The organism is Paenibacillus sp. GM2, from assembly GCF_900069005.2.
GTDB lineage: Bacteria > Bacillota > Bacilli > Paenibacillales > Paenibacillaceae > Fontibacillus.
In genome coordinates this window covers 922,311-935,081 of the sequence record NZ_LN831279.1, presented here as the reverse complement: position 1 = coordinate 935,081, position 12,771 = coordinate 922,311, and the positions used below count along the sequence as shown (strand labels likewise).

At 45.3% G+C, this 12,771-nt stretch carries 8 protein-coding genes; 3 read left to right on the top strand and 5 right to left on the bottom strand.

Annotation, left to right across the window (positions count from 1 at the left end; translation table 11 throughout):
- Positions 1-127: 127 nt before the first annotated feature.
- From BN1360_RS14080 to BN1360_RS14065, 4 genes are all read right to left on the bottom strand, one after another.
- Entirely contained in the window at positions 128-2,386 is a 2,259-nt protein-coding gene (locus BN1360_RS14080) for a glycoside hydrolase family 31 protein (protein WP_068780481.1), read from the bottom strand.
- Between the two features lie 30 nt (positions 2,387-2,416).
- Positions 2,417-3,754 carry an ABC transporter substrate-binding protein gene (locus BN1360_RS14075; RefSeq protein WP_068780480.1) on the bottom strand — a complete coding sequence of 446 codons (1,338 nt, stop codon included), beginning with the start codon at positions 3,752-3,754 and terminating at the stop codon, positions 2,417-2,419.
- Positions 3,755-3,828: 74 nt separating this feature from the next.
- Complete coding sequence (locus tag BN1360_RS14070) at positions 3,829-4,659, bottom strand: carbohydrate ABC transporter permease (RefSeq protein WP_068780479.1); 831 nt, start codon at positions 4,657-4,659, stop codon at positions 3,829-3,831.
- Positions 4,660-4,672: 13 nt separating this feature from the next.
- Positions 4,673-5,563 carry a carbohydrate ABC transporter permease gene (locus tag BN1360_RS14065; protein ID WP_068780478.1) on the bottom strand — a complete coding sequence of 297 codons (891 nt, stop codon included), beginning with the start codon at positions 5,561-5,563 and terminating at the stop codon, positions 4,673-4,675.
- A gap of 179 nt (positions 5,564-5,742) precedes the next feature.
- Between BN1360_RS14065 and BN1360_RS14060 the strand changes: the two genes are divergently transcribed.
- From BN1360_RS14060 to BN1360_RS14050, 3 genes are all read left to right on the top strand, one after another.
- Positions 5,743-7,572, top strand: a complete 1,830-nt coding sequence (locus BN1360_RS14060) for a sensor histidine kinase (protein WP_068780477.1) — start codon at positions 5,743-5,745, stop codon at positions 7,570-7,572.
- Positions 7,565-9,169, top strand: coding sequence for a helix-turn-helix domain-containing protein (locus tag BN1360_RS14055; RefSeq protein ID WP_068780476.1), 1,605 nt, complete (start codon positions 7,565-7,567; stop codon positions 9,167-9,169). Before BN1360_RS14060 ends, BN1360_RS14055 begins: the two co-directional genes overlap by 8 nt.
- A 2,123-nt stretch (positions 9,170-11,292) precedes the next feature.
- Positions 11,293-11,469 carry a hypothetical protein gene (locus BN1360_RS14050; RefSeq protein ID WP_229521005.1) on the top strand — a complete coding sequence of 59 codons (177 nt, stop codon included), beginning with the start codon at positions 11,293-11,295 and terminating at the stop codon, positions 11,467-11,469.
- 134 nt (positions 11,470-11,603) lie between these two features.
- Here BN1360_RS14050 and desA read toward each other — a convergent pair whose 3' ends face one another.
- Positions 11,604-12,596, bottom strand: a complete 993-nt coding sequence (desA, locus tag BN1360_RS14045) for a Delta(5) desaturase DesA (RefSeq protein WP_068780475.1) — start codon at positions 12,594-12,596, stop codon at positions 11,604-11,606.
- Between the last annotated feature and the right edge of the window lie 175 nt (positions 12,597-12,771).

Here is a 12,771-nt window from a genome sequence, read left to right as displayed (position 1 = left end):
TGCATATGAATTTTTAGTGAATTTCATATGAATCCCTATAAAACGCCGATCCATTACGTTGAAGATTCTATGGAGATCAAACCAAGCGACCCCGGACAAATAGGTCCGAAGTCGCTTGGTTTGTGCCTTAAGGGTTGACCTTTCGTTCCTCTAACTCTACCAGCTGCCTTGTAATCGGATGATAAAAAAAGCCAGAACAAGCTGCCCCGTCAGCGCTATAGGCCACCGCCTCTACTTCCTCCCAATTCACAAAATCAAGAGAAGCAGCAGGCTCTACCTGCGGAATAATTGCACCTCTGCGCACCAATACGATAATTGGGATATCACCTGCTGCAATGGTTGCCCAGCTACCGCCTTCATAGACTTCACCTGTTTGGTAGTCGATCCACTTGCCCTTCGGCAAATAAACATGGCGCTCAGCGGCCTCCTCCAACATAGGTGCTACAAGCAGATCGGAGCCAAACAAATACTGATCATCAATTAACCAACATGCCGGGTCCTGCGGATATTCTATAAACATCGCCCTCATCATCGGCAAGCCTGCTTCGGAGGACAAATAAGACTGCGTATAAATATAAGGCATCAATCTATATTTCATTTGTACCGCAGCTCGGAAATCCTTTAAGAACTGCTCACTGTAAGCCCACGGCTCCTTGGGCGGAGCTCCGTGCGCGCGGCTGTGTGAGGAGAGCATGCCGAATGGAAGCCAGCGGCGGTATAAGGACTCAGGGCTCTTCTTCACGAATCCGCCCATATCATGGCTCCAATAGGTGAAGCCGCTAAGCCCCATCGATAAGCCGGCACGCAAGCTGGCATGCATCGCAGAATCCGTGTTCTCGGCATCGCCCCCCCAATGCAGCGGATAACGCTGGCTTCCCGCCCAGGCGCTGCGGGCAAAAATAATTGTATCGCCCGTTACTTTTTGCGTTACTTCTGCAACCGTCTTGTTATAGCGAAGCGGATAAAGATTATGCTCCAGTCGGCCGCTTCTGCCGGAATGATAACGCCCATAGATCGGCGCGCTTTCGCCAAAGTCTGCTTTGATCGCAGCAACGCCCATATTCAGCAAACCTTCAATTTTCTCTTGATACCATGAAACCGCCTCCGGATTGCTAAAGTCCAGAATAGCATCACCTGTCGGCAAATTGCCTTCATGATCTGTAATGACCAGGCCCTTCTCGATCAGCTCCTCAAAAAACGGATTATGCGGCGTAAAATAAGGAATTTGCCATAAGCTGATCCGAAAACCGTCCTTGCGTAAATCGTGAATCATCTGCTGCGGGTCATCGAAGCGGCTGGATGAAAACTGATAGTCGCAACGCCAATCCTGCTCAAACCAGCCGGTATCCAAATGAATGACGTCACAGGGAATATCATACTCTCTAAGCTTGGCGGCCACTTCTCTAGCCTGGGCTTCAGAATTATACGTAATCCGACTCATCCAAAGCCCAAAAGACCATAACGGAGGCAGCGGGCTTCGGCCCGTTATCGCTGTATAGGATAGCAAAATTTGCTTAGGCTCTCCAAAAAAGAAAAACAAATCGATGCTGTCATCATCCACATACAGAGTATTGGCGGCATCGTAATCCTGACCGATATCAAACGTCATCGGAGCACTGGAGTGAATAAACATGCCATAGCCTTTATTGCTCATCAAAAACGGAATCGGCTTATACATATCAGGCGACTGCACGCTCAACGGGTCGCGGGTAAACAAGCGCATACGCTGCCCGCGTTTATTCAATGCCGTGAAGGACTCGCCTGTGCCATATATTTTCTCTCCAGGAGACAAGGAAAAGGAGGCCGCCATGCGATGTGACATATCGGAAATAGAACGCACATAGGAAAACGGAATAGGGTACGCATTGTTTAAGGACGGCTTATCTTCGTGATGATAGGTTTGAGTCAGCACCCTGCCTTTACTGTCTCTAAAGATCAAACGGAATGGTGCAAGCTCCAGTTCAACGGAGCCGCATTCATTATTCCAGCGATACCCCTTCTCCATTTTTTCTCCACGCCAAGACTTATCTACGCCAACCTCTCCATCAAGCATAACCGACGGAACGGCAGCGGCCGTTCTCAGGCGTGTCTGAATTTGAATTCGCACGGTATCCTGCGCCACAAAGGAAAGCTGAAAGGGCATTTCCGGCGATTGCTCATAGTCAGGGGGAAACTCCCACATCGCCGTCGGCTCGAAAAAGTAATCGATCTTATTAAACGCCATTCTTGGCTTGCGGCTGGCACGCACCCATTTCAGCGTGCCCCGCTGCTCGTGAGGAGCAAACGAAGTGACTTCATGTCCTTGAAAATACTGGCTCTCCAGCGTTCTGAACGATTCGCCGACATCGATTGATCCGTTCAAGCGATCGGAATGAATTTTTGTCACGATCCATGACCTCCCACTGCAAAGCAATCATTATTGTCTATCATCAATCAGTTTTTGTATTTTCTCATTCATATTTTTCATCGTTGTAACCAAATCCTGATTAGCCAGCATCATGCGGTCGAACTCTTCAATGAAGATTTTCTCAACTTCCGGCTGATAAGAGACTGGCACATTTATTTTGGGTGTAATGGAATTGTTCAGCACATAAAGAAGGGATTCTTTATCCACATGCTCCGGGGTTTGGGTATTGGAAATGATTTTATCCACTACCTTCTCAAGGTCTGCCCCTTTCCAGGATGGCAAATACTGCCCCTGCATCGTTAACCACTCTGTTGTAAACCAGCGGACGAAGGTGTAGGCTTCTTCTTTATGCTTCGATCTTCCGTATATCGTCAAAATATCTGCGCTTAACGGTCCAACCATCGGATCTTCTTTATTCATTTTTGGATAAGGAGCGAACACGGTCTTAAAGTTAGCGGGCACGGTTTCCGTACCGCCAACGTCCACTAATATATAAGATCCCGTAATAAGCATGCTTGCATCTTGATTCAAATATTGCGGACGATAGTTCAGCTTTTGGCTAATCACTTCTGCATAAGGAGTTGATGATTTATCCTTTTCAGATTGCAAGCGCAGCTCGAGCGACTTTTTCATTGCCGGATTTAGAATGTTAGCTGTTTTATGATCATCCATAACAAGTCCTGTATTTTCCATCTGGCCGTTTAAAGCCAGCGACGCATAGTTCGCCCAAGTGTGAAAATAGTTCCCGTATCTCGTTTTACCGTTTTCCGTTTTTGTCATCGCTTTTGCATATTCCAGGTACTCGTCCCAAGTCCAATCCTTAGGAACTTCAAGGCCCGCTTCTTTCAGATGATCCTCATTAATAATAACCAAATTCGTCGTCATTGTTCCTGGGAGCCCGTAATACTTGTTGTTGACTTTCAAATCAACTTTATATTCGTCCTCATAAGCGACGCCTTCTTTGGCCAGGTAGTCATCCAACGGCTCGAACATATCAAGCGCAATTCTAGGTACGAGCTGATTCGTTCCGGGCACCATGATAACATCCATATCTTCATTAGAAGCCGCGGCTAAATCCACTCTTTTCATAGCCTCCAGCGAGTTATTGTCGCCCGGCGAGACGAAATCGATTTTAATATTGGGATGAGTGCTCTCAAATTCTTTGATCATAACGTCAAACCCTGCATCGAGGCTGTTCCAAGTATTAAACTTCAAGGTGACAACCTCGTCTTTATTCGTTCCTTCCTGCTTGTCATTCGCCTTGTTTCCCCCTGAGATGGAGCAAGCAGAAAGCAACAAAGTCGATGCTAACAACCCTGCCATCGATTTTGTCCAAAAATGTTTCATAGTAATAACCTCCCTTTTTTTGTGAAGAAACGGAATGCTATATCGAAACCGCTGCTGCGGATCTCGAACGGGGATTAACCTTTCACACTGCCTGAAGCAACACCTGCAATGACATATTTTTGCCCAAAAATAAAGATCAGCAGCAAGGGGAATATCGCTACGACCGTACCTGCCATCATAAGTGAGTAAAACTCGCCATGCATATCCGAAAACTTCCTGATCCCAAGCTGAATCGTATAGAGGTTCTCTGAGCGCAGGAAGACTAACGGGCCTTGATAATCATTCCATGTCCAAATGAAACGCAATATCATATACGTTGCCAGTCCTGGCGTCACGAGCGGCAGCGCTATTTTACAGAAAATCGACCAATGATTCGCTCCGTCTATTCTCGCCGACTCGATAATTTCATTGTGAATGCCCATAAAGAACTGGCGCAGCATAAACGTTCCAAGCACGCCCGAAGCCCCAAGCAGCATAAGTCCGGTATGACTGTCAAACAGTCCAAACCAGCGGTAAATAATAAACTGCGGAACCAGCACCGCTTGCGAGGGGATCATAAATGTCGCCAGCACGACTAGGAACAAGAAGTCGCGCCCTTTAAAGGCAATTTTCGAAAAACCATAAGCAGCCATGGACGATATGGTCAGCGAAAAGGCGGTCGTAGCTAATGTCACCTTAATGCTGTTCCAATAATAAAGTCCGAAGGGTACCGTACCAAACATCACTTCTCTATAATTTTCAATGGCTCGCCAGGTTTCCGGAATCCACTGAATCGGGTAAGTCATAACATCAAGCTCTGGCTTGAAGGAGGCGGAGAGCATCCACAGAAACGGCATAATAAAGAAGATACCTGCGACGGCCATCAGCACCGTGACCAATACACGGTTAACACGAATCGTTTGCATGCTTGATCACTCCTTAATAGTTGACCCATTTTTTCTGTCCTAACCATTGAACCACCGTAACGATCAGCAGAGAGAACAATAATAAAATGCCGATTGCCGATGCGTAACCCGAGCGTAAATTAACAAAGGCAACCTCATACAAATAATGCACGATTACTGAAGTAGAACCTGCCGGTCCCCCTTCGGTCAACACCATGACCAGATCAAACACTTTGAAGGAGCCGATGATTCCTGTAATCAGCAAGAAAAAGATCGTTGGCGACAGCATCGGAATCGTAATGTTCATAAACTGTCTGAATTTCGAAGCCCCATCCATATCGGCAGCCTCATATAAATCCTTGGGAATCCCTTGTAAGCCCGCAATAAATAAGATCATATTGAATCCAAGGCCTGTCCAAACCATAATGATCATTACAGCGATTAATGCATAATGGGGATCTGCGAGCCATAACGGCGGATTGGCAATTCCAATAGATCTTAGAAAACCGTTAATCGGTCCGCTTGTCGGATGATATAACACTCTCCACAATAATGAAACGGCTACAAAGCTGGAGATAAACGGCATGAAGTAGATTACCTTAAAGAACGATTTGAAATACGTTACGCGATCAATCAAGACGGCCAACACAAGCGCAATGATCATACTGAATGGAACCGTTAATATCATTGTCAGATTATTGGTCATCGCCCGCCAAAAATGCGCATCCTTGAATAACTCCTCATAATTGCCAAAACCAATAAAATGAATATTCCCCAGCCCTGTGATGAAATTCCAATCCGTAAAACTAATTATGCCCGACAGGAAAATCGGTATGATCGTCAACAGCATGGTCGTCAGCAACATCGGCAAAACGAACAGGTATCCAGCGATACTATTATAGAAAGACTGCTTGTGCTGTTTCATCTCTATCACCTCTCGCTTACTTCACTATAAGCTCATTATAGGAGCGAGGTTTGTTCATTACATGGAACGATTTTTTCTATTCTGAAAAAAATATGCTAACTTGCGAAATTTCCAAAATCATATTCGACAAAATTCTTCGCGCTCATATATAATCATAAATAAAGGAGGCATGAAAGCGGTTGCATAATTTCTTACGTAAAATGTCGCTTCGCAAAAAACTGATTATGACTTCCATTTTGTGTTTAATGCTTCCGACGATTCTTATGTTAAACATCACCAATGTTTACTCTAAATGGATTATTCGTGAGCATTCTCAAGAAAGCGCAACCCAATCGCTTGCTATCATTCAGTCTCAAATCAGAGCGATTTTGGAAGAAATGATCTCCGTATCGAACTTCATTCAATTTGATGCGGAAATTAAAACCTTGCTTGATCTAGCCAAAGATGATCCAACTGCAGCGAAACGACTGACGACCCGATTGGAGCAAATTGCCGGAGAAAAAAGCGACTTGAAGATTACTCTGCTGCTAGAGGATGGAAGGGCTTATTCCGATTATTCATTTTACGATTTTCAGCCTAAGCTGTTTTTTGAAAAACAATGGTTCTCCGGGATGTCCAAGCTCTCTCCGTTCGAAACCTTGTTTCTTGGAGCAGAGCAGAACTATTTGCCTCCGAAATCTGCTGATCAGCAATATGTCATCATCACGGCACGCGCGATAATGGAGGATGTGTCACGTTCGCCATATGCCTACCTCATCGTCAGCCGCACCGAAAATACGATTCGCGAACTGTTTGCTGATTTTAAAGAGGATATTTATTTGCTTGACGGTCAAAATCGCATTCTATCAAATCGTAAAGACGAGCTGATTGGGCAAAACTTCGATTCTATCTTGGATACAAAAGAGTTGGAATCGCCAAGTATCATTCATGCTAACGGAGAGAACCAGCTCTACATCTCGATGCCTGTTAAATTTTCCGACTGGCGCCTGGTGAGTGTTGCCCGCTATGAACAATTAACTGAAAAGCTGAACGGCATTTCCCGAAGCGGCATTTTGGTTCAAATCTTGTTGGCGGTCAGCTTTCTGATCGCACTCACCTATTTGCTGCAGCGCTTTACCAAGCCCGTAAAAGTACTCGGCCAAGTGGCGAAGAAGGTAGAAGGCGGCAATCTCACTATTCGTTCCAATATCCGCGGCAGTGATGAGGTTGGCAGTCTCGGTCGCTCCTTTGACAAGATGCTGGATCAAATTCAGCGCACTTTGGATCAGGTGCAGATCGAGCAAGAGCTGAAACGGCGCGCAGAGCTATCGCTTCTGCAGGCGCAGATCCATCCGCATTTTTTGTTCAATGTGCTGAGCTCTATTCGCATGCAGCTGCTGATCAAGCAGGATGAGGAGAACGCCGAACTGATTGGTTCACTATCCTCATTGTTGCGGGCCACGATTTCCAAAAAGGATGAGTTTATAACGCTCTATGCCGAGCTGGAAACGATAAAAGATTATGTTGAGTTAATGAATTTCACAATGAGGCACCCGATCGAAGTTAAGATGAATGTAAAAGAGGAGCTATGGCTTGAAATGATACCCCGCTTTATTTTTCAGCCTATTATCGAAAATGCCTATAAACATGCGTTTGGCAGCAAGGGCGGGATTATCGTTATTCGCGTTGAGCAAATCGAGCCAATAAGACATAAGGAAAGTATGAGTTTCAATGAAAAAAACAAGGTCATGCTGAAAATAGAAATCGAAGATCATGGCCGAGGTATGAAAGCGGCGGATTTAGAGGCCTTGCAACAGCGCCTTGAACTGCAAACCTGGGAAATTATTAACGTCTCTCTTGCAGACGATCAACAGCAATCCACTGGCATCGGCTTGTCTAATGTTTATGATCGATTGAAGCTGATTTTTGGCGAACAGTTTGATATGACTATTCGCAGTCAGGATCAGCAAGGAACCTGCGTCACATTAATGCTGCCGCTCCAGACCGGGAAGGAGGACTACCATGTATAAAGTAATTATTTCCGATGATCATATGCCCATGCTTAACTATCTTTCGGCCAATATCCCTTGGCAAAGCCTTGGACTTGAGCTGGTTGCAACTTGCGCTGATGGTGAGGAAGCGTTGGAAGCCTGCGTTGCGCATCGGCCCGACATATTAATTACCGATATTGGTATGCCTATCATGAACGGTCTGGAAGTCATTCAACTCGCCTGTGCAGCGAACTCCCGACTAAAAACGATTATCCTATCTTGCCATGAAGATTTCCAATATGCTCAGCGTGCCGTACAACTGGAGGTCAGTGATTATGTACTGAAGGAAAGCTTGCGAGTTGAGCAAATTACAGAGATATTAAAAAAACTCCGCGGGAAGCTGGATGCCGAACGCGCATCGCAACGCGAACATCAACAGCTGCAGGAGGTCGTAAAGTCCAACGGCTCAGCCATCCGTGCTACTTTCCTAGGTTCGTTAATTGAGCAGCCTATCTGGAATCTGACCGAGTGGGAGGAAAAAGCGGAGTCGATCGGTATTCATTTTGAGCAAAAAATACCCTACTTGCCGGTTATGGCGATTCTTGAGCATCCGCATGAATTAGAGGAGCGTTTCGGCGGAAAGCATAATATGCGGTTTGTGCTGCTTAATGGGCTTGATGAACTGATTACTATCGACGGTTGCGTTCTCCTCTCTTTCGATGAACGCTCTTCGCTGATTATGTTTCCTTTTCCAAAGACGATTTCTCGCAATCTGTATGAAGAGATCCAATTGCTGCTTAAGCAAGTCCAAATTAAAATGATCCAGTATCTAAAAACCGGCATTTCCTTCTATCTGGGAGGGGTTTGCAAAAGCTTGACTGAGTTGAAGACCGAAGCGCAGAGATTTTTGGACTTAGGCTCCTTTCGTTTTTATGCCGGAGAGAATTGTCTCATCAAATGGCAAGTTATAAAAACGACGAAAGATGATATTTTCGTTCACTATGCCAACATATTACAAAGCATTCGAAATTGTATCGTCGGCAAAGACAAACAACTGGCTGCAACAACGGTCCACCACTGGATCGTTCACATCAATCATTTGAAGTATCCTGTGGAGGCTGTGCAAGGCCTGGTATTAAAGCTGGTTACAGAAATCGAGCTTAAATATACCGTGATGCAAAGCTTTGTTACTAATTTCAACGTCGAGCAATTTCACCGTATCATTTATGCCATAGAAACGCTGGATCATTTGGAACGGTGGCTTACGCAGTATTTGGAGCAAAAAATTACGTCTCTTGGGAGCATTAAGGATGTCACACTTCGCAAGGAGATTGCTGAGGCTAAACGTTATGTGATTATGAATCCGGGCGAAAAAATAAGCATGGAGGAAATGGCGCAGCGGATCAATATGAATTCCAGCCATTTTAGCCGAATGTTTAAGGTTGAAACTGGGGAAAACTTCATCTCTTTTGTAACCAGAGTGAAAATGGAACGTGCGCAAGAGCTGCTGGATCAATCCGATCTCACTGTTCAGGAAATAGCAGAGCAGCTTGGGTATGAGCATACAAGCTATTTCATCAAGCTATTTCGCAACTATTCCGGCCATTCTCCAAGGGAGCAGCGCAGAAGATTGTGATGCGCCGCTCTTTTTTAGCTAAGGAAGAGCATGGCCTTCTTTTATAAATCGCACACTGCCTGGTATAAATAGCACACTGCCTGGGTGCAATGTAAGCATCGTGCATTTTTCGGCATTCGCTCATCGCTAATGACTTGGGGGACAAGTCCCTTTTTTCGCGGCAAGACGGGGACTACAGGGGGACATCGGATATCCCCTGTTGCGTCGGATCCCGCTCTACGCGCAGCTCCCAGCGCGCGGTGCTTCGCTGCATGACGGAGGCGGTCGGTTGAACCACATCCCTTGGACCTTATTGGCCACCGTTAGCCGTAGTCAGCATTGCTCTTCCCATGCGCTGCCCCTGTAACGGACGATAATGTCCATTGGGAGATAAAGGTGATGACGCGAACTTCATCATACAGCTAACGGAAATCACAGCCCTTATTTCGCTAAAATCAGACCAGTCGAATCTCTAACGGAAATAGGAGACGTTATTCGACCAAAAATGAGCGATATTAGTCGGTTTTAGCCCGAATAAGGTCCCTCATTTCCGTTAGAATCTCTAACCTGCTAATTTCAGCCATATAACGAACCTCATTTCCGTTAGCACGCCCAACTTCACTCTCATGCTTAGTTTTCCACACTTTGGCTTTGCATCTTGTTTCTGCTCTATGTTCTGCACTATACTCTGCGCCTAGCTTTTGTACCTCTGACTTCTACTCTAACCTCTGCTGGGAGATGATGACGCGAATTTTCATCATATAGCTAACGGAAATCACATCCCTTATTTCGCTAAAATCAGACCAGTCGAATTTCTAACGGAAATAGGAGACGTTATTCGACCAAAAATGAGCGATATTACTCGGTTTTAGCCCGAATAAGGTCCCTCATTTCCGTTAGAATCTCTAACCTGCTAATTTCAGCCATATAACGAACCACATTTCCGTTAGCACGCCCAACTTCACTCTCATGCTCCGTTTTCCACACTTTGGCTTTGCATCTTGTTTCTACTCTATGTTCTGCACTATACTCTGCGCCTAGCTTTTGTGCCTCAAACTTCTACTCTACCTCTGAACCCGCTTTTGTGCCTTAGACTCTACTCTACCTCTAAACTCTGCTTTTGTGCCCCAGACTCTACTCTAACCTCTAAACCCTGCTTTTCTCTACTCTAACCTCTGCGCCTAGCTTTTGTACCTCAAACTTCTACTCTAACCTCTGCTGGGAGATGATGACGCGAACTTCATCATACAGCTAACGGAAATCACATCCCTTATTTCGCTAAAATCAGGCCAGTCGAATTTCTAACGGAAATAGGAGACGTTATTCGACCAAAAATGAGCGATATTAGCCGGTTTTAGCCCGAATAACGTCCCACATTTCCGTTAGCACGCCCAACTTCACTCTCATGCTCCGTTTTCCACACTTTGGCTTTGCATCTTGTTTCTACTCTATGTTCTGCACTATACTCTGCGCCTAGCTTTTGTACCTCAAACTTCTACTCTTACCTCTGAACCCGCTTTTGTGCCTCAAACTCTACTCTAACCTCTGCGCCTAGCTTTTGTACCTCAAACTTCTACTCTACCTCTAAACTCTGCTTTTGTGCCTCAGATTCTACTCTAACTTCTGCACCTACCTTTTGTACCTCAAACTTCTACTCTACCTCTGAACCCCGCTTTTGTGCCTTAGACTCTACTCTACCTCTGCGCCTAGCCTTTGTACCTCAAACTTCTACTCTAACCTCTGCTGGGAGATGATGACGCGAACTTCATCATACAGCTAACGGAAATCACAGCCCTTATTTCGCTAAAATCAGACCAGTCGAATTTCTAACGGAAATAGGAGACGTTATCCGACCAAAAATGAGCGATATTAGTCGGTTTTAGCCCGAATAACGTCCCACATTTCCGTTAGCACGCCCAACTTCACTCTCACGCTTAGTTTTCCACACTTTGGCTTTGCATCTTGTTTCTACTCTATGCTCTATAGCCTAGCTTTGTATCTTAAGCCCCTACTCTAAACTCCGCACACCAGCTTTTGTATCCAGTCCCTACTCTAACCTCTGTACCTAGCTCCAAAAAAATTGAAAATACAGCTTGTATAGTGCTACAATTCCTAAAACTACGTTACAAAGAGGTATGTTGTTCATGACTGAGTCGGATAATGAAGAAAATAATAAAACACAGGAAGAATTATCTTCCTTTAACTCCGCAACGGATCATTATAGAAACATTATGGGTGCACCAACGCAAAAGTTGATATGGAAAAAATGCCGCGCATCCTTCGCTATTTTGGGTATTTTGCTTTCACTATCATTGCAGTAGGAACACTTCTTTTTATCGTGATGTATATTTGGCAGTTTTTCCGTTAAAAAAGGGAAAGCCATTGGACCTCGAGCATTACCAAAACAGGGAATAAACATAAGGCAGATCGCAATAAACTACGATCTGCCTTATGTTTATTCTTTAAGACGCCGAAATCCCACAAACCGTTTGCTGCTCTCGTCCCACAGTCGGTATCGAAGCGCCTGCAGGCTCATACGGATTCCGATGGCAGGAACACTATGCATGGCGGCGTTGCTATCGTGTATTAGCTGCAAGTTATAGTTTGACACCTGGGGATCCAGATGATGAATATGGTGGAAGCCGATATTTCCTGTCATCCATTGCAGGATTTTAGGCAACTTGTAGTAGGAACTGCCGTTCATAGCCGCGCTAACGAAATCCCACTCATCTGCACATTCATAATAGGTCCCCTCAAATTGATGTTGCACGTAGAAGAGCCATATGCCCGCAACGCCAGACAAATAGAGAATCGTCCCCTCCACCAGTAGGACCTCCTTCCAGCCTAGCAACCAACAGAGCAATCCCATCAAGCCAGCTAACGCTGCGTTTGTTAGGTATGTATTCATACGCTCTTTGCGTCTGGCACCCCTCCGGTTCAAGCGGTATGCATACAAGAAGATAAATACAGGTCCGAGCCCGAACATGACAATTGGGTTGCGGTATAGACGGTACCCCAGACGCTTCCAAGGGGAAAGTGCCGCGTATTCCTTCGTAGTCAGCGTCCAAATGTCACCCGTGCCTCTACGGCCCAAATTTCCGCTAGTCGCATGATGAATGGAGTGCTCATTTTTCCATTGCTCATACGGGAAAAAAGTGAGGATCCCCGTCATCGTTCCGATGATCGTATTCGCCTTCCTCCCAGCAAAGAAAGACAGATGGCAGCAATCATGAAATATAATGAAGATTCGGATCATGAATCCGGCTGCTGGAATTGCAAGCAACAGCGTGATCCATATTGAGATAGACAGTGTTTCATAGGCAAGCCCCCACAGCAATAGGAAGGGAACGATACTATTAACCAACTGCCAGATGCTCTTTCGCAAATCCGATTTACCGTGAAGAGCCATGTCCTTCTTCCAACGGGTGTATTCTTGAAGTGATTTCATAGCAATCCCCTTTTCATGGGAATCACTCGCAGTAATGAATTTCCGAGGCTTACCAAACATGAAGAAAAAACGCAGGAAATCATTATCAACAACGAACTCTTCTTCATTGTCCTAACTGGTCGGTTGTAAAGAATTATTTCCCCAATTATCATTTATCATCCTTTTCCTTGCCTGT